The organism is Arcobacter suis CECT 7833 (genome assembly GCF_003544815.1).
Lineage (GTDB): Bacteria > Campylobacterota > Campylobacteria > Campylobacterales > Arcobacteraceae > Aliarcobacter > Aliarcobacter suis.
Genome location: NZ_CP032100.1, coordinates 348,447 through 368,133, shown reverse-complemented (window position 1 = coordinate 368,133; position 19,687 = coordinate 348,447). Strand labels below are relative to the sequence as shown.

Genomic DNA, 19,687 nt, shown 5'->3' with positions numbered 1-19,687 from the left:
CTTATTTTACTAAACCTGAAATCTCTTTAAAAACTGGATTTTTTGCATTTACTGTTAATTCAAAAAGTAAAGATTCATAAGTTGTAGGAATTACTCCTGCTTGAAGCAATCTTGTTATTGCCATATCTGTATCTTTTTGTTTTCTTGAAGTACAACAATCAGTAACTAAAACAACTTCAAATCCACCTTCAAGTAAATCTATACAAGTTTGTAAAACACAAACATGTGTTTCAATTCCTGCAACTATTATAACTCTTTTATCTGTAGCATTTATAGCATCAATTGTTTCTTCATTTTTATAACAAGAAAAAGTTGTTTTCTCAAAATGAGGATACTCTTCAACTAATTCTTTTAAAGAAGGAATTGTTTCCCCTATTCCTTTTTTATATTGTTCATTCACAACAAAAGGAACTCCAAGAACTTTTAATCCTTTTACTAATGTGATTAAATTTTTCTCAATTTCATCTTTATTTACAACATGTGGATATAACTTTTCTTGAACATCCACTAAACAAAAAAGTGCGTCTTCTACATTTATTCTCATTTTATCTCTCCTTGGGATTTATTTAAAAGCTAATTTCTCTGCTCTATCTAACAACTCTTTTGCACCTTGGTCAATAAAATTTTGAGCTAATTTCTGACCAACTTTTTCATAATCTTTTATACTAGCTGTTATATCTTCACTAATATATTCAGTTCCATCAGGAAGTCCAACAATAGCTTGAACTCTGATTGAATTTTCATCAATAATTGTTGCTTTTACACCAATCGGAACTTGGCAACCACCTTGTAAAGTATCCACAAAACTTCGTTCAATTGTTGATTCTATATGTGCATCTTTATCATTTAAAACTTTTACTATTTCTAAAACTTTTGGGTCATTTGTTGTTTCAATTCCAAGTGTTGCTTGTCCCATTGATGGAATCATTACATCTGTTGAAATTGGATTAAAATACTTAACTTCATTTTCAATTTGTAATTTTTGAATTCCAGTAGCTGCTAAAATAATAGCATCATATTCACCAGCATTTAACTTAGCAATTCTAGTATTGATATTCCCTCGTAAATCTTTTAAAACAATATCTGGTCTTAGCATTTTTATAGCCATTCTTCGTCTTAAACTTGTAGTTCCAACAATTGCACCAATTGGTAATTCATCTATTGAAGAATATTTATTACTTAAAAGTGCATCTCTTGGGTCAAATCTTTTAGTAACAGCAGCAAGTTGTAAACCATCTTCAAATTGAGTTGGTACATCTTTTAAAGAGTGAACAGCTAAATGCGCAGTTCCTTCAAGCATTGCAACTTCAAGTTCTTTTGTAAAAAGACCTTTCCCTCCAATTTTTGCTAGTGGAACATCTAAAATCTTATCACCTTTTGTTACAAATTCTTGAAGTTCAATTTGCATATTTGGATAGTGTTCTTGAAGTTTTGCTTTTACATATTCACTTTGCCAAAGAGCTAATTGACTTCTTCTTGTTGCTATTACTAATTTTTCCATATTACCTTCTTAATAAATTTATTTTTTACCTAATGTTTCATATTTAAGTTTTGTAGAATCTTTTACTTTATTTACAAATATTGTAGGAGTTCCAGAAACCATAACTTCTTCACCCATTGAAATATCTTTTTCAAGAACTGCATTTATAGCAGAAGAAGAAATCTCTTCTAATTTTATGCTTGTATTAAACTCTTTGTTAAATGCTTCTAAAATTTTAGTTTCATCTACAGATTTAACATCAAAATATTTTTCCCAATCTGTTTCATAAACTTTTACTTCAACATCTTTTATACCTTTTTCTTTTGCAATTTCAATCAATTTTGATAAAGGTGCTGCTGCTGGATGAAGTGCCATTAATGGAAAATGATAATAATATAAAGCAATATTATTACTATTTTTATTTACATATTTTATAACATCTGGTACATAATCTTTACAAAATGGACATAATGGATCAGAAAAAATTACTATTTTATCTTTTGCATTATGATTACCTGCAATTAGTTTTGATTTATCATGATAATTATCAGTTAAATTTGGAGTTACTAAATCTTTTAAAGATTTACCAGTTTCTGAATCAATTAATTCTAAAGATATATATTTTCCATCAGAGAAAAGAATATCTTTTGCATTTATATCTTTGCCTTGAACTGTTGCTTCAACATCTAAGATATAACCATTCCAACCTTTTAAAGGTAACTCTTTTTTTGTACTTATTTTTATATTTTTAATTTTTACATTTGGATTTTGTGATATTCTTTTTTGCTCAAAGTTAATAACATTTTCATCACTAGATGTTGCATATAATGCACTTGATAATAAAATACTTATTGATAATATTTTTGAGAATTTATTCATCTATTTTTCCTTTTTTAAAGCTAATTTATAGTCTATCTATTTTATATTAATAAAAAGTTAATATTTTAACTTCTTGCTTTTACTGTAATCTTTTTTATATCAAAAAGCTCTTTCGCTTTATCAAGCATTTTTGAATTTAAAATATCATTCAACTGTAACTCTTGTTGTGATGGTTGAGTAACTGCACTTTTATGCATATCAGCCACACAACCTGAACCCATTTCAATCTCTTCGAGCATTGAACCTGTATCATTTGAAATCTCTTCTTGAAATGCCTCTTCTTTTTCTTGAGTTTCAATCTCTACTTTTTGATTCTCTAGTACGGAGGGTTCTTCCTTTTTGAAATCTAACTCAACATCATTTCCAAAAATATCTTGAGCAAAAGTTTTTATTATTCCAAAATGTTTATATAAAAACTTTCTATCTTCATCTTGAGCATAAGAAGTTATGTATAGTTTATTATTTTCAAAACCACTAAATATAAAGTTTTTTTCAAAACATTCACCTAAATCAGGGTCTCTATCATAAACTTTTGCAGTTAATTTTTCATATAACTCATTTTGAATATCATCTTCCTCTTCAAATACTTCTTCAATAGGAACGATTTCTATCTCTTCAAAAATATTTGCTTGAACTTGATGTTCAATAATTGGCTCAATTGCAATCTCTCTTGGTTTTTCAATTTCAATTTCTTTTGCAATAACAGTTGGAGGAGTCATTGGTAAATCATCAAATGGAGTTGAATAATCAACAACTTCAATAGCATCAATGATTCCTAAATCCATAATAGTATTACTTTGGATTAATACCTCATCAAAAGGTGTAACTTCTTCTATTTTTGTTTCAGGTTCAACAAAAACTTCTTTTATCTCTTCTATTTTCTCAATAACTCTTTCAATTACTTTTTCTTCAGTTTTTTCAATAGGAACATCAACAACTTTTTCTACTATTTTTTCAACAGCTTTAGAAATAGGAGTTTCTTTTCTAACTTCAATTTTCTCAACTTGATTTATAATATCATCAATAGTTTTTAAATTTGTAGCTTCAATCATTTTCATAAAAGTTAAAATTAAAACAAAACCACCATCACTATTTATTGCAAGTAAATGTTTTGCATCACTTAAAATTCTAAAAAATCTATCAAATAAAAGCAAGTCAAATTTTGTATCACGTGAGAGCATTTTATCTTTTAAATAAATAGTCATTTCATCACAAATTTGAGAAACTTCATAACTTTCTAAGTCTTTAATTATTTGATTTATATCACCTTTATTTAAAATAATTGAAAAAATATCATCCATAAGTTTTGGGTCAATTAATCCCAACATATCAACAACACTTGTTGTATTTATTCTTCCTTTAGAAAAAATAATAGCTTGGTCAAGTAAAGTCAAAGTATCTCTTAAACTTCCTTGTCCAGTTCTTGCAAGTATTTCCAAAGCATCTTTTTCATAATTTATATTTTCTTCATTTAATATATGAGCTAAATGATGAATTACATCAGAAGTCGCAATTTTATTAAATCTAAAATGTTGAGTTCTACTAAGAATTGTTGCTGGTAATTTTAATGGGTCAGTAGTAGCTAATATAAACTTCACAAAACCAGGAGGTTCTTCTAAAGTTTTTAATAAAGCATTAAATGCCTGAGTTGTAAGCATATGAACTTCATCGATTATAAATACTTTAAATCTAGCGCTACTTGGTTTATATTTTGTATGTTCAATCAAATCTTTAATATCATCAATTCCACGATTTGATGCAGCATCCATCTCAATAATATCAAGATGTCTATTTGAGTTTGAACTTACACAATTTGGACAAACTTCACAAGGTTTTGAAGTTGGTCCATTTGAGCATAAAAGCGCTTTTGCCATAATTCTGGCAGTTGAAGTTTTTCCACTTCCTCTAAGACCTGAAAATAAATAAGCATGTGATAATCTATCCGAATCCAAAGCTAATGAAAGAGTTTGAGAAACTGTACTTTGGCCAACTAAATCTTCAAATCTATGAGGTCTATATTTTAATGCTAAAACTCTTTTTTCTAAAACTTCTTGACTCATATTGTACACTTCCTAACTTCTATATTTTTATTTTCTAAAATCTTTTCAATCATCTGTTTATTTATTTCACCCGTAAAACAAACACTTATTTCAAGTTTTCCTTCGTTTATATGCCCTATTTCTTCACTTAAAAGTTTTAATCTATTAGCAATTGCATTTCCTGTTTCTATTAAAGTTATATCATTTCCCATAACTTTTTTTATAACTTCATCAACTAATGGATAGTGAGTACAACCTAAAACAATAGTATCAACACCATTTTTTTTCATAGGTTCTAACCATTTTGCTAACATATCAAAAGTTTTTGGTGAGTTTATTTCACCTTTTTCTATTTGTTCAACTAAACCGACACAAGCTTGTTCATAAAGGGTTACCTTTTTTATATTTGATAACTCATTTACTAAAAGTTGATATTTATCGCCTTTTAAAGTTGCAGGTGTTGCCAATACTCCAACATGCGAAGTTTTTGTATTTAAAATAGCAGGTTTGATTCCAGGTTCTGTTCCAATTACTATTAAAAAAGGAAATTTTTCTCTTAAATGTTTAATTGCAGCACTAGTTGCTGTATTACAAGCAACAATCAAAGCTTCAATTCCATGTTTTTCTAAAAGGTATCTAGTAATATTATCGCATCTATTTAGAATTTCTTCAGCTGTTTTCTCCCCATAAGGAGCATAAGCTGTATCAGCAATATAAAAAAGTTCTGCACCTTTAAACACTTTTTGAATTGAACTAACAACAGTCAATCCGCCAAGCCCAGAATCAAACACGCCTACTTTCAATTTGTACCTTTTATTGTAATAAGGAATTATTTTAACATAAGTTTTTATATATATTTATTAGGGAAAGATAAGAAGAGATACAATACTCTAAAATTAGAGTATTGTAAAAAAAGATTATACTAAACCTTGCTCAATCATAGCATCAGCTACTTTTTTAAATCCAGCAATATTAGCTCCTAAAACTAAATTTGTAGGTTGTCCAAATTCAGCTGCTGTTGAACTTGCTGTATCAAAAATATTTTTCATAATTTGTGCTAATTTTGCATCAACTTCTTCAAAAGTCCAAGAAACCATAGAAGCATTTTGTGCCATTTCAAGTTGACTAGTTGCTACTCCACCTGCATTTGCAGCTTTTCCAGGTCCATAAGCAATTTTTGCTTCCACAAATAAATCAACAGCTTTTGCAGTTGATGGCATATTTGCTCCTTCACTCACACAAACACAACCATTTGCAAGAAGAACTTTTGCATCTTCTAAATTTAATTCATTTTGTGTTGCACTTGGAAATGCTGCAAAACAAGGAATTGACCAAACTGCATTTCTTCCTTGAGGATATTGTGCAACTGGTGTATAAACAGCTTTTGGTCTATATTTTGTATATTCACTTAAACTTACTCTTTGATTTTCTTTTAAATCTTTTAATAAAAGTAAATCTATTCCTTCTTCATCTAATATCATACCTTTTGAATCACTACATGTAATTGGTAATGCTCCTAAATGATATAATTTTTCAATTGTATAAATTGCCACATTTCCAGAACCAGAAACTAAACATTTTTTACCTTCTAATGTTTCACCACGAGCAGAAAGCATATATTTAGCAAAATAAACACACCCATAACCAGTGGCTTCCGTTCTAGCTAGTGAACCACCCCATTTTAATGATTTTCCAGTTAATACACCTTCATATCTATTTGCAAGTTTTTTGTACATACCGAACATATATCCAATTTCTCTACCACCTACTCCAATATCCCCAGCAGGAACATCAGTATTTGCCCCAATGTGTCTAAATAATTCACTCATAAATGCTTGACAGAATCTCATGATTTCATTGTCAGATTTTCCTTTTGGGTCAAAATCACTTCCACCTTTTCCTCCACCAATTTGAAGACCTGTTAGTGCATTTTTAAATATTTGCTCAAATCCTAAAAATTTGATAACTCCTGCATTTACACTTGGATGAAATCTTAATCCACCTTTATATGGTCCAAGTGCAGAATTAAACTCTATTCTAAAACCTTTGTTTACTTGAATTTCACCATTATCATCAAGCCAATTTACTCTAAACATAATTTGTCTCTCCGGTTCAACAATTCTTTCAATAATTTTGTGTTTTCTATATTTTGGGTATTTATCTAACAAAGGTTGCAGTGAATATAAAACTTCTTCCGCTGCTTGATAAAATTCTGTTTGTGCAGGACTTGTTCTTTTAAGATAGTTAAAAACTTCTTCTAAATATGGCATATATATTCCTTGTTTCTAAAATTGGAATATATTTTATCAAAAATAGTCTATATTTTATACAATAATTATAAAATTTAATCATATACATAAATAATATACTATTTGAATAATATATTTTCTAAATCTTTTATTTCTGATAATACATATAATAAAGCTGTTTTAATTAACTCATCATCCTTTAAATTAAAATATATGATTATCAAAAGATTTCTTATTGACTTTGATTTTTTAATTATTCATCCTGATGAAAATTATTACTTTATTAATAAGCTATATATTGATTTATTTAACAAATATATATTATCTCAAATAACTCATAATAAAGATAAGCAAGAAGTTTCTTGGGATAATGATGAACACAAAGATTCGGTATTAAATTTAGCAAATAACCTAGCTGAAAATGGTATAGAGCCTATATTAGATAGATATGAATTAAGACCAAGAGCTAATGCTCCGTATTTTATGGAAACAGCGTTAAAAGAATCAGATAAAGTACTTATTATATTTACTGAAAATTATCAAACAGAGGCAATAGGAAGACGTGGTGGAGTAGGATATGAATACTCAATACTAAATGCAGAAATTTGCAAAATATTACGGATAATAAAAAATATATACCCATATTGAGAAGTGGTACAGCGGAAACGAGTATTCCTTCATTTCTTCAACAGCTAATTTCATTATATATGCCAGATGATTCAAAATATGATGAGCAAATCAAAGAGCTAATACATTGTATTTTTGATAAACCATTAATTTCAAAACCTCAAATTGGAAGTAAGCCAGATTATTTAAAATAAAATTTCATTAAAAGGATTCATTTAATCCAATATAGAAAGAATTACGATTATGTATTTAACTTCTAAAAGTTTCTTTTCTTCTATGATAAGTTAATCTAATAATCTTTATACTGAGATATATTCTTTTTATAGAATTAGTAAGTAATTATTCCTATTTAAAATAAGCATAAGCAATATTATCTATGTAATACTGCCCTGCTTTTTATGTATTTTTAAAAAGCTTCTACTATAGAACCTTTATATTTTTCTTTAATAAATGTTCTAATATCTTCTGAATTAATAGCTTCATCTAATGCTTTTATCGAATCTTTATTTTCATTTCCTCTTTTTACTACAATAATATTTGAATAAGGAGAGTCTTTAGATTCTAAAACTATTGCATCTGATAATGGATTTAAATTTGCAGGTAGCGCATAGTTTGTATTAATAATTGCAGCATCAACTTCATCTAAAACTCTTGGTAATTGAGGTGCATCTAACTCTTTGATTTGTAGATTTTTTGGATTATTTACAATATCAATTACTGTTTTAAATGGAACATTTTTGAATGTTAAAAGACCTTGTTTAGCTAAAATATCTAAAGCTCTACTTTCATTTGTTGGATCATTTGGAACTGCAATTGTTGCACCATCTGCTAATTCACTTAATGCTTTTATTTTATGTGAATATAATCCCATTGGTTCTAAATGTACATTTACAGTTTTTACTAGTTCTGTATTTTTGTTTTTGTTAAACTCTTCTAAGTATGGTAAATGTTGGAAGAAATTTGCATCTAATTCACCTTCATTTACAGCAATATTTGGAGTTACATAATCTGTAAACTCTACAATTTGTAAATCATAACCTTTTGCTTTTAATATAGGTTTAACAGCTTCTAATATTTCAGCATGGGGAACTGGAGTTGCTCCAACTTTTATAACTATCTCTTTTTTCTCAACTTTTGTTTCTTTAACTTCTTTAGAATCATTACAAGCACTAAATCCAAGTGTCAAAACACATGCAAGTGCAAATTTTAAAATATTTTTTAACATAATTTTTCCTTTATTTTTTTGTAATTTTATATAAATAATTGCCCAAACTTTGAACAGCTTGTACCAAAATAATTAAGATTAATACTGTATAAATCATTGTTTCTGTTTGGAATCTATAATAACCATATTTAATGGCAACATCACCCAATCCTCCGCCACCAACAGCACCTGCCATTGCTGAAAATCCAATTACTGTAATCAAAGTTAAGGTAATTGCTGAGATGATAGAAGGAAGGGCTTCTACTAACATAATTTTAAATATGATTTGAAAATCACTCGCTCCAAATGATTTTGCAGCTTGAATTACTCCAAAATCTACTTCTTTAAATGCACTTTCAATTAATCTTGCAATAAATGGTGCAGCTCCAATTGTAAGAGGAATAATAGCAGCCGTTGTTCCAATACTTTTACCTATTAAAAATTTTGTAACAGGAAATAAAATTATCATTAAAATAATAAAAGGAAAAGATCGCAAAGTATTAATAACAACATCTAAAGTTGCATATACTTTTAGGTTTTCTCTTAAACCATCTTTTGAAGTAAGTGTTAAAATAATTGCTAAAAAGAAACCAATTATAACAGCAAAAAATGTAGATACAAATGACATATAAATAGTTTCGCCAAGTGCTGTAGTTAAAATATCTGTCATTATAATATCTCCCAAACAATATCATGTTCTTTTATATAATTAGTAACTAACTCTTTATCTTTTTCTTCAATATTTATAACCATATTTCCAATAATATGACCATTTATCTCTTCAAGTTTTCCCCACACAATATTAAAATCCTTGTCAAGTTCCCTAGCCATTTTGGTAATAAAAGATTGAAAAGCATTATCTTTTGGAAAATAGATTTTTATATTAACTCCATAATTTGGTACAACTTCTATTTCACCTAGAAATTCTTTCATTTTTATATCAGGCTTTAAAAATAACTCTTCTGTTGTATCAAAACCAATAATATTTCCATGTTCTAACAAAAGAGCTTTTTGAGCAATTTGTTTTACAACTTCCATTTCATGTGTAACTAAAATAATAGTTATATTTAGCTTTTCATTTATCTGTTTTAATAGATTCAAAATTGATGTTGTAGTATTTGGATCAAGAGCAGATGTTGCTTCATCTGAGAGTAAAATATCTGGATCTAAAGTTAAAGCTCTAGCAATTGCAACACGTTGCTTTTGTCCTCCACTTAATTGATTTGGATAAGAATCTATTTTTTTTTCTAAACCAACTAGCACTAATAAATCATTTACTTTTTTTAAAATCTCTTCTTTTTTATATCCCCAAAGTTGCATTGGCAAAGCAATATTTTCAAATACTGTTTTCCTTTGAATCAATGAAAAATGTTGAAATATCATTCCCACATTTTTCCTAAATTCTCTTAATTCATTTTTTTGTAAATCTTTAATCTCTTTATCATTAACTTTTAGTGAGCCATTAGTATAATTTTCAAGGCCATTAATACAACGCATTAATGTGGATTTTCCTGCACCACTATGTCCAACAATAGCAAAAATTTCACCTTTTTTTATGTCAATAGAAATATCATTTAAAACTTTAATATCACCATAATGTTTGTTTAAATTTTTAATTTTAATCAATTTTTTATCCTTATAAGAGACGCAATAATATAGAAAAAGGAATAAGATATGAGTTAAAAATGTAATTTTTAAGTAAGTTAGTATAATTAATAAAATAAAGAAGTGCTATATGCACTTCGTCTATTCATTCATTGAGTTAAAAAAGTCTTCGTTGTTTTTAGTTTTTTGCATTTTTGAGTATAAGAATTTAAGAGCTTCAACTTCATCCATTTGAGAAATTGCATTTCTTAAAATCCAAGTTTTTTGTAGAACATCAGGAGTAAGAAGTAATTCTTCTTTTCTAGTTCCAGATTTTGTAATATCAAGAGCTGGGTAAACTCTTTTATTTGCTGCATTTCTTGAAAGTACAACTTCACTATTTCCAGTTCCTTTGAACTCTTCAAAAATAACTTCATCCATTTTTGAACCAGTTTCAATAAGTGCAGTTGAAATAATAGTTAAACTTCCACCCTCTTCAATATTTCTAGCAGCTCCGAAAAATCTTTTTGGTTTATGTAAAGCATTTGCATCAACTCCACCTGAAAGAACTTTTCCAGATGATGGTGTTACCGTATTATAAGCACGTGCAAGTCTAGTAATAGAATCAAGTAAAATAACTACATCTTTTTTCATCTCTACAAGTCTTTTTGCTTTTTCAATAACAATTTCTGCAACTCTTACATGGTTATGAGCAGGTAAATCAAAAGTTGAACTATAAACTTCACCCCTTACACTTCTTTGCATATCTGTTACTTCTTCTGGTCTTTCATCAATTAATAAAACCATTAATGTAACTTCAGGATGATTTCTACTGATTGCATGTGCTAATTCTTTTAAAAGTTCAGTTTTACCAGTTTTTGGAGGTGCAACAATAAGACCTCTTTGACCTTTACCCATTGGAGCAAATAAGTCAAGCATTCTTCCTGTCATTCTTGTTGATTCATATTCAAAGTTAAATCTTTTTGTTGAGTAAAGTGGAGTTAAGTTATCAAATAAAGGTCTATTTTTAGACTCTTTTACGGGTAAGTAGTTTATTGCTTCAATTTTTAATAAAGCGTTGTATTTTTCACTCTCTTTATTAGGAGGTCTAACTTGCCCTGAGACGATGTCTCCAGTTCTAAGTGCAAATTTTCTAATTTGAGTAGCACTTACATAAGAGTCATTAGAAGTATCAGAAAAATTCCCATCAATTGCTCTTAAAAAACCAAATCCACCCTCTTTAATCTCTAAAATACCAGTAAATAAAATAAATCCACCAGCATCAATTTGTGATCTTAAAATTGTGAACATTAAATCTTGTCGTTTTAACTCTTGTGGATTTTCAACTTCAAGCTCATTTGCAATATTTATAAGTTCTTCTAAAGGAAATTCCCTTAATTGTTCAATCTTATAACCTTCAACAGGGATATGTGTTCTTGCTTTTTTCGAAGTTGGGGTTTTTGTTTTTGTTTCTTCTATAGACTCTTCCATGAGTGTTTTTTACCTTTGATTTTACATATGTTTATGTAGTTTTTGTAGTTTATTTGTAGTTTTTGTTAAAGTATTGGCATCATTGTAGTGTTTATTTGAAAAATTGTCAATAAAACAGCTTTACATAAAAAAAGGTATCAAAAAAAATTTGATACCTTTTTTTTCATATAATATAGTTAAATATTATAATTTTCCTTCATTTTTTGCTAAATATTCAGCAACACCAGCAGTGTTAGCTTTCATACCTTCGTCACCTTTTGCCCATCCAGCAGGACAAACTTCACCATGCTCATTTGTAAATAACATTGCATCTACCATTCTAATCATTTCATCAATATTTCTTCCTAATGGTAAGTCATTAATTACAGCATGTCTTACAGTTCCATCAGCATCAATTAAAAATGATCCTCTTAATGCAACTGATTCACCAAATAATACATCATAGTCTCTTGAGATTGATTTTGAAAGGTCAGCTACTAATGGAAATTTAACTCTTCCAATTCCACCTTGCTCAACTGGTGTTTCTCTCCATGCAAAGTGAGAAAATTGAGAATCAACTGAACAACCAATTACAGAAATTCCTCTTGAAGTAAAATCTTCAATTCTTTTTGAGAAAGCAATAATTTCAGATGGACAAACAAACGTAAAGTCTAGTGGGTAAAAGAATAATACTGCACCTTTTTCACCAATGTTTTCATATAAGTTAAAATTTTCTACAATTTGACCATCTGCAAGTACAGCTTTTGCTGTAAAATCTGGAGCTTTTTTAGTTACTAACATATTTTAATTCCTTTTTTTAATAATAAATTTTGTATTGAAATTATATAACAATATTTTATAAAAGAAACTGTGAGTTTCCTTAAATTTCTAAATTTGTAAAAAATATTATCATTTGATAATTTTTATCTTATAATACATTAATGATATAAATGATTCTTCATTCATTTAATATAGGGCATTTTAAGAATGATAATCTAAATATTTTAAAGATAATTTTATATTTACTGTGATAAAGTTTTCTAAATTTTAATTAGGAGATATACTATGGCAGTAAAAATTACTGATATCTGTATTAGTTGTGATGCTTGTTTAGATGAGTGTCCAGTAGAAGCAATCGTTGATAATGATGAGAATCCAACAGGAGCAGATACATATTATGTATACGCTGACAAATGTGTTGAATGCGTAGGACATAATGATGCTCCTGCATGTGCTGATGCATGTCCAACTGAAGGATGTATTGTATGGGATGAAGCTGGTTCTGGTTCAATTGAAAAAGAAGACAGAGGAACTGCTGGTACTCCTGTAGTTGAAGATTAATTTTAACCATTATTTAAATAAAAAAAGGTGAGTAGTTTTAACTACTTGCCTTTTTTTTTATTTTTAGGTATAATCCGCGACTTTAAAAAAATCGAGGAATACAAGTAATGGAACAAACATTATCAATCATTAAACCAGACGCTGTAGCAAAAAATGTAGTTGGGAAAATCTTAGACAGATTTGAAACAGCTGGATTAAGAATTGCAGCAACAAGAAAAATGCAATTAAGCCAAGCTGATGCTGAAGCTTTTTATGCAGTTCATGCAGCAAGACCTTTCTTTAAAGATTTAGTTGAATTTATGATCTCAGGACCAGTTGTAGTTACAGTTTTAGAAGGTGTTAACGCAATGGCAATTAATAGAGAATTAATGGGTGCAACTAATCCTAAAGAAGCAGCAGCTGGAACAATCAGAGCAGATTTTGCAGAATCAATTGACGCAAATGCAGTTCATGGTTCTGATTCATTAGAAAATGCAGCAAATGAAATTAATTTTTTCTTTGCTCAAAAAGAAATTTGTTAATTTATAGTTAATTAATACAATTTATAATGAAAATAGAATTTAGAAAAGTACCACAATTAAGCAAAGAATTGGAAATTGTTCACAATTCAGTTAAAATTGAAGGTACTTTTTGTAAAATATCGCAATCATTAGTAAAGATTGACGCAGTACTCAAAGGTAGTACTGACATCGATTGTTGTAGATGTGGCATAACTGAAGAAATTGAAGTTGATGAAGAACTTCATTTGCTATTAAGTGATGGTGTTTACAAAAGTGATGAAAGTGAATATTTAGTAATAGAAGTTGAAAACAGTTTAATTGATTTTGATGAAATTATCGAAAGCGAATTAAATAGTATCAAAAGCGACTATCACATGTGTAACGAATGCGTACAACTTGGTGATAATTTTGAAAAAGAATTTTAAGGAGAATTAAAATGGCAGTACCTAAGAGAAGAGTATCTCATACTAGATCAGCAAAAAGAAGAACTCACTACAAAATAACATTAAAAAAACCTGTTAAAGATAGTGATGGAACTTGGAAAATGCCTCATATGGTTAATCCAACTACTGGTGAATATAAAAACTAATGCTAAAAATTGCAATAGATGCTATGGGTGGGGACTTCGGTCCTGAGCCTATAATAGAAGGCTTAGTTGCCGCACTTAAAAAAAATAATAACTTTACTGCTATCGCAGTTGGTAAAAAAGATGAACTTTTACCTCTTATTCCACAAATTTTTTTATCAAGAATTGAAATATTAGATACAGATGATGTAATTAGTATGAGCGATTCTGCTACAGATGCACTTAAAAGAAAAGAATCAACAATTTATAAAGCTATTGAACTTGTTCGTGAAGGAAATGCTGATGCTGTAGTTTCAGCTGGACATTCTGGTGCTTCAATGTCATTAGCAACATTAAGAATTGGAAGAATAAAAGGCGTAAATAGACCTGCAATTGCAACTTTAATGCCTACAAGTGAAAATCAAAATACCTTAGTATTAGATGTTGGAGCAAATGTTGATAGTGATGCTAAAAACTTATTTGAGTTTGCGGTTATGGGTCAAGTTTATGCTCAATATGTTCTTCGACTTGATGAACCAATTGTTGGCTTATTAAGTAATGGTGAAGAAGATAGTAAAGGTAATGAAGTAACAAAAGAAGCTTACAAATTAATATCAAAAATTCCCAATTTCGCAGGAAATGTTGAAGGTAGTGATATATTCAAAGGAACAGTTGATGTTGTTGTTTGCGATGGTTTTGTTGGTAATATTTTACTTAAAACTGCCGAAGGTGTTGCAGATACAATCGGAAAAATTATTAAGAAGAATTTGAAAAGATCATTAATTTCAATAGCTGGTGCAGTTCTTATGAGAAAAGTTTTCAAAAACTTAAAAGTAAGAGTTGATTATGCTGAATATGGAGGAGCTCCACTATTAGGTGTAAAAGCTCCCGTGATTATTGCCCATGGAAAATCAAATCCAAAAGCAATTCAAAATGCCATATTTCAGGCAATAAATGCAGCAAGTTCAAATTTAGATAGTATTATTGAACAAAGATTAGCAAAATATAGTAATAATCAAGAAATTTAATTATTACGGTATTTAATTTAAGGATATGTAAATGACATATGCAGCTTTTAGATCTATTGGAGCTTATATTCCTCCTAAGATTATGACGAATGCAGATTTTGAGAAAATCATTGATACAAGTGATGAGTGGATTACAAAAAGAACTGGTATTAAAGAGCGAAGAATATCTGAAGTTGATGAAGCTTCATCTGATTTAGGTGCACGTGCAGCTCAAGTTGCAATTGATAGAGCAGGAATATCTAAAGAAGAAATTGATTTAGTAATTTGTGCTACTGTTACTCCTGATTATTTATGTATGCCATCAACAGCGTGTTTAATAGCGTCAAAAGTAGGACTTCCTCCTGTTATGGCATTTGATATTAGTGCTGCATGTACTGGATTTGTATATGCTGTTTCAATAGCAAAAGCATTCATAGAATCAGGAATGAAAAAAAATGTACTAATTATTGGTGCAGAAACTTATTCTTCTATTCTTGATTATACAGATAGAGGAACTTGTTTTATTTTTGGAGATGGTGCAGGTGCTGCAATCATTTCAGCTACATCAAATAAAGAAGAATCAATTATAGATGTGAATTGTTCAAGTGATGGTAATTATGAAGATTTAATTAAAACGGCTGGAGGGGGGAGTAAACATCCTTGCTCAAAAGAAGTTTTAGAAAACAAAATGGCATGCATAAAAATGAAAGGAAACGAAACTTTCAAACTTGCTGTTAAAACATTAACATCAGATGTTCAAGTAATGATGCAAAAACATAATCTTTCAAATGAGGAAATAACTCACTTTATTCCTCATCAAGCAAACCTTAGAATTATAAAAGCTGTAGGTGAAGCTTTAGGATTCAGTGATGAGCAAACAGTTGTTACTGTAGATAAATATGGTAATACATCAGCTGCATCTATTCCTATGGCTATGAACTATGCCTTTGAAGAAGGTAAGATAAAAGCAGGTGATACTATACTTTTTGATGCCTTCGGTGGTGGATTAACTTGGGGTTCTGCTCTATTTAAATTCGCACCAAAAAAATAATATAGGTTAATTTAACCTATATTATTTTATACTAACTGCACTAATCCCATATATAAAATCGTCCCAAAAAATATAGAGATCAAATAATTTTTGAAAATTAAATGCAATATTCCTGTAAAAACAATACTACAAATCTCTTTTAATCCATAAGGCACTAATAAAAAGTTTACATCTTTTAAAGTATAAATTATTAATATTGTTATAACAACTGAGGGAAAATATTTTCCTATAAATAAGAAACATGAAGGTAATTCTTTATTTCTAAAAAATAAAAAAGGAAGAGCTCTTATAAAATAGCTAATTATTGACATAATTAGAATTGCTATAAATATTTCATTATTATTCATTTTCAATTCTTTTTTTGAAAGTAAACATTAATACTAAAGATAAAATTATTGAAACAATTAACATTTTATCACTTGGAATAAAAACAAGTGTAGAAATAGATGAAACTAGTGCTATTATAAAAGGTATAACATTTTGTAAATTTTTGTATTGTTCTATACAAAGTACAACAAAAAGTGCTGTTAATGAAAATTCCAAACCTTGTGTATTAAATTTTATGTTAATGCCAATTATTGCGCCTAAAGTTGAACCAATAAGCCAATACAATTGGCTAAGAAAAAGTAAAAAAAAGTAATACCATTTTTTATTCAAACTTTCATCATCTTGGATGGAAGTTAATAAAGCATATGTTTCATCTGATAAGGCAAAAATTAAATATGCTTTTAACTTTCCAGTATCTTTAAATCTTTTTAAAAGGGATAATCCATAAAAAGATTGTCTAATGTTTACAAATAATGAAGCTATTGCAATATCAACAAAACCTACTTTTATATTAAAAAAGTTTATTGCAAGAAATTGTAATGCTCCTGTGTAAATAAAAAAAGACATAATCGGAGCTATATACCAAGAGTAATCAAAAGATACCAACAATAAACCAAAAGCAAAACCTAAAACTAAATATCCCATCATAATGGGGATAGAAATCTGAAATGCTTTTTTTAGTTCATTTTTATACTTCAATTTGATGTTGCTATTTAGTTAAATTTTTTATTATTTGGATTATTTTTAAAAATATTAAATGAATTCTTTTTCAAATCTTTATTAAATTTTTCTACAGTTGCAACTGAATTTATATATAAAATTGATTCATCAATAATAATCTGGAAAATCGCATAAAGTGGAATTTTAACCACACTTCCAAAATTTTCATTTCCAAATCCTGCTTCAAAACTAATATAATTATCGTCAACTTGAACTGTTGTATATGTATAGTTACTCAAAATAAATAAAGAAAATTTGTGCATTTGATCTTTTATAACTTTTGGTAGTTCTGGTGTGAAACTAATAGGTTCAATATTTGCGGTGATTGAAAACTCTTTATTTTTTTCTAATAAAAAAAGTACATTCTCTTTTATTTGTTTTTCAACTAAACTTTTATACCCATTGTCTTCTATAATATCTTTAACCATAATTAATACCTATTTCAAAAATTTAATGTTATTATAACTCATGAAACAACTTATTTTCCTTATTTTCCTTATCAATTATGCTCTTGCTTATGAATTTAAATTAAATGAAAAAGATCTTAAATATATAACTAACTCAAATAAAAAATCATTTATTGAAAATCGATTAAATAAATATAAAGAGTTAAAAATACAAATAAAAGATTATGAGCTTCTTAAAAAATTATCACATGTAAACTCTTTTATAAATAAAATACTTCCAGCACATGATATATCAACTCAAGCTTCACTTGATTATTGGGCAACACCAAAAGAATTTTTACTTCAAGGACATGGAGATTGTGAAGATTATGTTATTGCTAAATACTTTACATTATTAGAATTAGGTATTCCTAAAGAAAAATTATATTTTGCAGTTGTAGATATAAAAGGCGAAAAAACTTCACATATGATTTTATTATATTTAGAAACAAAAGAATCAACTTCTTTAGTTTTAGATAATTTAAGTTCTGTAGTTATTCCTCTTACAAAAAGGACAAAATTAATCCCAAAATTTGCTTTTAATGAAATTGATTCTTATAGATTTTCTCATGAAAAATTCACACAAAATGTAAATATAAATTGGGGTAAAGATAATAAATGGGAAAAACTTTTAAATAGAGTTTATACTTTAAATGAATAATTTTCTTTAATATCAAAACCTATCATTGCATTCATTAAAGCGATTTTAGAAGCTTTTTGAAGCATTTCAATACTAATATCTTTTTCTATTAAAAACTTCTCTTCCAAAAGCCTAGCTCTTGTTGTTCCTTTTAATATACAGTTTTTAGAAGTTATCCAAACATCATCATAAAATATCGCTATATTTGCAATACTTGTATCTGTTACAATACCATTTTTTACAATAATAATTTCATCACAATCTTCTTTTTGTAAAAATAAATTATCTAAATTTTCCCTATCTAAATATTTTTTTGAATATGAAATTTTATTATCAAATATCAATTTAAAAGAGTTAATTTCTCTTTTTTTATAAACAAAATATTCTACATTTATAACTTCAAAATCATTATAAGTAACTTTACATCGAAGCAACTCTTCACTTAATGGATAAATATACTCTTGTAAATTTATATTTAAACCAATTGTATTAGCAACTCGTTTATTATGAAAATCTAAATTAAAGATCTCAAAATCATCACATTTTATAGTTTCAAAATAGATATTATTTTTCATTTTTTGTCCTTTAAAAAGGTAAATATATTTTATCAAGTAATTCTTGATACTCTAAATTTACATTGGAATCACTAGTAATTCCTCCACCACTTTTATAAAATAATTCGCCATTTTTATCAACTTCTATAAATCTAATCATTACAGAAGAATCTAGATTTTCTCCATCAAAAACTCCAAAAATTCCCGTGTAAAATCCTCTATCATAATCTTCAACTTTATTTAAAATCTCAACTGTTTTCTTTTTTGGTGTTCCAGTAATTGATCCAGCTGGTAGAATTGAAGTGATAATATCTCCTATTCTTTCATGCCAATTATTTTGCAAAGTTGCAGATATTTTTGAACTCACTTGGAAAAGTTTTTTATTTCCTGCATTTATTTTTTCAACATACCTAAATTTATCAACTCTAACTTTTGAACCAACTATTCCCAAATCATTTCTTAACAAATCAACTACCATTGTATGTTCAGCCATCTCTTTTATATCACCTAAAATTCTAGCTTCAGCATTCACAAAAGAAGCATCAATAGTTCCTTTCATGGGATAAGTAAAGATTTTATTCTTTTTTATTTCTATAAATCTTTCAGGAGAAAAACAAACAAAATTTTCATCTTGATTTTGAAATCTTAATTTAAATTTTGCATTAGTATTTTCATAAATTTCATCTAATGAAAAAGTAGTTTTTATATTTGTTTTTGCAGTTAAATTTAAAAGATAAGAGTTTCCTTCTTTTATCTCATTTTGTAAAATATCAAATTTTCTTTTATAATTTTCAAAAGAAAGAGGAAACTTTTCTAATTTGCTGTTTTGAGTTGTTTTTATTTTTTGATGTTCTTTGAAGTTTAATTCAAATTTGATTGTTGAAGAAATTTCTGAAATTTTTTCAATATAAAATTTATCTAAATCATAAGATAAAACAAATAAAAATGGCTCTTTTGAAGAACCAAGTTTATTTAGTCTTTCTTTTATTAACTCTTTACTCAAA

Annotated in this window: 25 protein-coding genes; 9 read left to right on the top strand and 16 right to left on the bottom strand. The window is 27.9% G+C overall.

Going from position 1 to position 19,687, the window contains the following annotated elements:
- Position 1: 1 nt before the first annotated feature.
- The 6 genes from ASUIS_RS01790 to gdhA all read right to left on the bottom strand — a co-directional run bounded on the left by ASUIS_RS01790 (position 2) and on the right by gdhA (position 6,668).
- Positions 2-544 carry a hydrolase gene (locus tag ASUIS_RS01790; RefSeq protein WP_118885437.1) on the bottom strand — a complete coding sequence of 181 codons (543 nt, stop codon included), beginning with the start codon at positions 542-544 and terminating at the stop codon, positions 2-4.
- A gap of 18 nt (positions 545-562) precedes the next feature.
- Positions 563-1,501: a hydroxymethylbilane synthase gene (hemC, locus tag ASUIS_RS01785; protein ID WP_118885436.1), complete on the bottom strand. Its 939-nt coding sequence runs from the start codon at positions 1,499-1,501 to the stop codon at positions 563-565.
- 18 nt (positions 1,502-1,519) lie between these two features.
- Entirely contained in the window at positions 1,520-2,359 is an 840-nt protein-coding gene (locus ASUIS_RS01780) for a thioredoxin domain-containing protein (RefSeq protein WP_118885435.1), read from the bottom strand.
- 65 nt (positions 2,360-2,424) lie between these two features.
- Entirely contained in the window at positions 2,425-4,419 is a 1,995-nt protein-coding gene (locus tag ASUIS_RS01775) for a DNA polymerase III subunit gamma/tau (RefSeq protein WP_118885434.1), read from the bottom strand.
- Positions 4,416-5,201 carry a glutamate racemase gene (murI, locus tag ASUIS_RS01770; protein ID WP_118885433.1) on the bottom strand — a complete coding sequence of 262 codons (786 nt, stop codon included), beginning with the start codon at positions 5,199-5,201 and terminating at the stop codon, positions 4,416-4,418. The genes ASUIS_RS01775 and murI overlap by 4 nt, the downstream gene beginning before the upstream one ends.
- A gap of 114 nt (positions 5,202-5,315) precedes the next feature.
- Entirely contained in the window at positions 5,316-6,668 is a 1,353-nt protein-coding gene (gdhA, locus tag ASUIS_RS01765) for an NADP-specific glutamate dehydrogenase (RefSeq protein ID WP_118885432.1), read from the bottom strand.
- 102 nt (positions 6,669-6,770) lie between these two features.
- Here gdhA and ASUIS_RS01760 point away from each other — a divergent pair, with 102 nt between their 5' ends.
- Both ASUIS_RS01760 and ASUIS_RS13540 read left to right on the top strand, forming a co-directional pair.
- A complete protein-coding gene (locus ASUIS_RS01760) occupies positions 6,771-7,295 on the top strand; it encodes a toll/interleukin-1 receptor domain-containing protein (protein ID WP_118885431.1) in 525 nt (174 codons plus the stop codon).
- Entirely contained in the window at positions 7,292-7,468 is a 177-nt protein-coding gene (locus ASUIS_RS13540) for a hypothetical protein (RefSeq protein WP_192894415.1), read from the top strand. The genes ASUIS_RS01760 and ASUIS_RS13540 overlap by 4 nt, the downstream gene beginning before the upstream one ends.
- A gap of 212 nt (positions 7,469-7,680) precedes the next feature.
- Here the strand turns inward: ASUIS_RS13540 and ASUIS_RS01755 are convergent, their stop codons facing one another.
- From ASUIS_RS01755 to ASUIS_RS01735, 5 genes are all read right to left on the bottom strand, one after another.
- Positions 7,681-8,499: a MetQ/NlpA family ABC transporter substrate-binding protein gene (locus ASUIS_RS01755; RefSeq protein WP_118885430.1), complete on the bottom strand. Its 819-nt coding sequence runs from the start codon at positions 8,497-8,499 to the stop codon at positions 7,681-7,683.
- A 10-nt stretch (positions 8,500-8,509) separates the two neighbouring features.
- Positions 8,510-9,148, bottom strand: coding sequence for a methionine ABC transporter permease (locus ASUIS_RS01750; protein ID WP_118887615.1), 639 nt, complete (start codon positions 9,146-9,148; stop codon positions 8,510-8,512).
- Positions 9,148-10,104, bottom strand: coding sequence for a methionine ABC transporter ATP-binding protein (locus ASUIS_RS01745; RefSeq protein WP_118885429.1), 957 nt, complete (start codon positions 10,102-10,104; stop codon positions 9,148-9,150). The genes ASUIS_RS01750 and ASUIS_RS01745 overlap by 1 nt, the downstream gene beginning before the upstream one ends.
- 120 nt (positions 10,105-10,224) lie before the next feature.
- The gene (gene rho / locus ASUIS_RS01740; protein WP_118885428.1) at positions 10,225-11,553 is read right to left on the bottom strand and encodes a transcription termination factor Rho; all 1,329 of its coding nucleotides are present in this window, start codon (positions 11,551-11,553) and stop codon (positions 10,225-10,227) included.
- 183 nt (positions 11,554-11,736) lie between these two features.
- Entirely contained in the window at positions 11,737-12,333 is a 597-nt protein-coding gene (locus tag ASUIS_RS01735; RefSeq protein WP_118885427.1) for a peroxiredoxin, read from the bottom strand.
- Between the two features lie 264 nt (positions 12,334-12,597).
- Between ASUIS_RS01735 and ASUIS_RS01730 the strand changes: the two genes are divergently transcribed.
- The 6 genes from ASUIS_RS01730 to ASUIS_RS01705 all read left to right on the top strand — a co-directional run bounded on the left by ASUIS_RS01730 (position 12,598) and on the right by ASUIS_RS01705 (position 15,996).
- Entirely contained in the window at positions 12,598-12,873 is a 276-nt protein-coding gene (locus ASUIS_RS01730; RefSeq protein ID WP_118885426.1) for an NADH-quinone oxidoreductase subunit I, read from the top strand.
- A 107-nt stretch (positions 12,874-12,980) separates the two neighbouring features.
- Entirely contained in the window at positions 12,981-13,394 is a 414-nt protein-coding gene (ndk, locus tag ASUIS_RS01725; protein ID WP_118885425.1) for a nucleoside-diphosphate kinase, read from the top strand.
- A 68-nt stretch (positions 13,395-13,462) separates the two neighbouring features.
- On the top strand, positions 13,463-13,798 hold the full coding sequence (locus tag ASUIS_RS01720) for a hypothetical protein (RefSeq protein ID WP_226799956.1): 336 nt from the start codon (positions 13,463-13,465) through the stop codon (positions 13,796-13,798).
- Between the two features lie 11 nt (positions 13,799-13,809).
- The gene (gene rpmF / locus ASUIS_RS01715; RefSeq protein ID WP_118885423.1) at positions 13,810-13,962 is read left to right on the top strand and encodes a 50S ribosomal protein L32; all 153 of its coding nucleotides are present in this window, start codon (positions 13,810-13,812) and stop codon (positions 13,960-13,962) included.
- Entirely contained in the window at positions 13,962-14,966 is a 1,005-nt protein-coding gene (gene plsX / locus ASUIS_RS01710) for a phosphate acyltransferase PlsX (protein WP_118885422.1), read from the top strand. Before rpmF ends, plsX begins: the two co-directional genes overlap by 1 nt.
- Positions 14,967-14,997: 31 nt before the next feature.
- Positions 14,998-15,996: a beta-ketoacyl-ACP synthase III gene (locus ASUIS_RS01705; RefSeq protein WP_118885421.1), complete on the top strand. Its 999-nt coding sequence runs from the start codon at positions 14,998-15,000 to the stop codon at positions 15,994-15,996.
- Positions 15,997-16,022: 26 nt separating this feature from the next.
- Here the strand turns inward: ASUIS_RS01705 and ASUIS_RS01700 are convergent, their stop codons facing one another.
- From ASUIS_RS01700 to ASUIS_RS01690, 3 genes are read right to left on the bottom strand one after another with little or no spacing between them, the layout of a single operon-like run.
- On the bottom strand, positions 16,023-16,343 hold the full coding sequence (locus ASUIS_RS01700) for a branched-chain amino acid transporter permease (RefSeq protein ID WP_118885420.1): 321 nt from the start codon (positions 16,341-16,343) through the stop codon (positions 16,023-16,025).
- Complete coding sequence (locus ASUIS_RS01695; protein ID WP_204513367.1) at positions 16,336-17,022, bottom strand: AzlC family ABC transporter permease; 687 nt, start codon at positions 17,020-17,022, stop codon at positions 16,336-16,338. Before ASUIS_RS01695 ends, ASUIS_RS01700 begins: the two co-directional genes overlap by 8 nt.
- 14 nt (positions 17,023-17,036) lie before the next feature.
- Positions 17,037-17,471 (bottom strand): hypothetical protein, encoded by a 435-nt coding sequence (locus tag ASUIS_RS01690; protein ID WP_118885419.1) that lies wholly within the window; start codon positions 17,469-17,471, stop codon positions 17,037-17,039.
- Between the two features lie 40 nt (positions 17,472-17,511).
- Here ASUIS_RS01690 and ASUIS_RS01685 point away from each other — a divergent pair, with 40 nt between their 5' ends.
- Positions 17,512-18,150, top strand: coding sequence for a transglutaminase-like cysteine peptidase (locus ASUIS_RS01685; protein WP_118885418.1), 639 nt, complete (start codon positions 17,512-17,514; stop codon positions 18,148-18,150).
- Here the strand turns inward: ASUIS_RS01685 and ASUIS_RS01680 are convergent.
- Both ASUIS_RS01680 and ASUIS_RS01675 read right to left on the bottom strand, forming a co-directional pair.
- Positions 18,132-18,704 carry an aminotransferase class IV family protein gene (locus ASUIS_RS01680; RefSeq protein ID WP_118887613.1) on the bottom strand — a complete coding sequence of 191 codons (573 nt, stop codon included), beginning with the start codon at positions 18,702-18,704 and terminating at the stop codon, positions 18,132-18,134. The two genes, ASUIS_RS01685 and ASUIS_RS01680, sit on opposite strands and share 19 nt — an antisense overlap.
- A 10-nt stretch (positions 18,705-18,714) precedes the next feature.
- Positions 18,715-19,686 carry an aminodeoxychorismate synthase component I gene (locus ASUIS_RS01675; protein ID WP_118885417.1) on the bottom strand — a complete coding sequence of 324 codons (972 nt, stop codon included), beginning with the start codon at positions 19,684-19,686 and terminating at the stop codon, positions 18,715-18,717.
- Position 19,687: the final 1 nt, after the last annotated feature.

What these genes read in the sequence shown, in the direction of transcription:
- ASUIS_RS01685 (WP_118885418.1), top strand. Translation starts at nt 17,512, where the DNA reads ATGAAACAACTTATTTTCCTTATTTTCCTTATCAATTATGCTCTTGCT.
- ASUIS_RS01755 (WP_118885430.1), bottom strand. Translation starts at nt 8,499, where the DNA reads ATGTTAAAAAATATTTTAAAATTTGCACTTGCATGTGTTTTGACACTT.
- rho (WP_118885428.1), bottom strand. Translation starts at nt 11,553, where the DNA reads ATGGAAGAGTCTATAGAAGAAACAAAAACAAAAACCCCAACTTCGAAA.
- ASUIS_RS01690 (WP_118885419.1), bottom strand. Translation starts at nt 17,471, where the DNA reads ATGGTTAAAGATATTATAGAAGACAATGGGTATAAAAGTTTAGTTGAA.
- ASUIS_RS01750 (WP_118887615.1), bottom strand. Translation starts at nt 9,148, where the DNA reads ATGACAGATATTTTAACTACAGCACTTGGCGAAACTATTTATATGTCA.
- ndk (WP_118885425.1), top strand. Translation starts at nt 12,981, where the DNA reads ATGGAACAAACATTATCAATCATTAAACCAGACGCTGTAGCAAAAAAT.
- ASUIS_RS01705 (WP_118885421.1), top strand. Translation starts at nt 14,998, where the DNA reads ATGACATATGCAGCTTTTAGATCTATTGGAGCTTATATTCCTCCTAAG.
- ASUIS_RS01700 (WP_118885420.1), bottom strand. Translation starts at nt 16,343, where the DNA reads ATGAATAATAATGAAATATTTATAGCAATTCTAATTATGTCAATAATT.
- ASUIS_RS01735 (WP_118885427.1), bottom strand. Translation starts at nt 12,333, where the DNA reads ATGTTAGTAACTAAAAAAGCTCCAGATTTTACAGCAAAAGCTGTACTT.
- ASUIS_RS01780 (WP_118885435.1), bottom strand. Translation starts at nt 2,359, where the DNA reads ATGAATAAATTCTCAAAAATATTATCAATAAGTATTTTATTATCAAGT.
- ASUIS_RS01790 (WP_118885437.1), bottom strand. Translation starts at nt 544, where the DNA reads ATGAGAATAAATGTAGAAGACGCACTTTTTTGTTTAGTGGATGTTCAA.
- gdhA (WP_118885432.1), bottom strand. Translation starts at nt 6,668, where the DNA reads ATGCCATATTTAGAAGAAGTTTTTAACTATCTTAAAAGAACAAGTCCT.
- rpmF (WP_118885423.1), top strand. Translation starts at nt 13,810, where the DNA reads ATGGCAGTACCTAAGAGAAGAGTATCTCATACTAGATCAGCAAAAAGA.
- ASUIS_RS01730 (WP_118885426.1), top strand. Translation starts at nt 12,598, where the DNA reads ATGGCAGTAAAAATTACTGATATCTGTATTAGTTGTGATGCTTGTTTA.
- ASUIS_RS01680 (WP_118887613.1), bottom strand. Translation starts at nt 18,704, where the DNA reads ATGAAAAATAATATCTATTTTGAAACTATAAAATGTGATGATTTTGAG.
- ASUIS_RS01775 (WP_118885434.1), bottom strand. Translation starts at nt 4,419, where the DNA reads ATGAGTCAAGAAGTTTTAGAAAAAAGAGTTTTAGCATTAAAATATAGA.
- plsX (WP_118885422.1), top strand. Translation starts at nt 13,962, where the DNA reads ATGCTAAAAATTGCAATAGATGCTATGGGTGGGGACTTCGGTCCTGAG.
- hemC (WP_118885436.1), bottom strand. Translation starts at nt 1,501, where the DNA reads ATGGAAAAATTAGTAATAGCAACAAGAAGAAGTCAATTAGCTCTTTGG.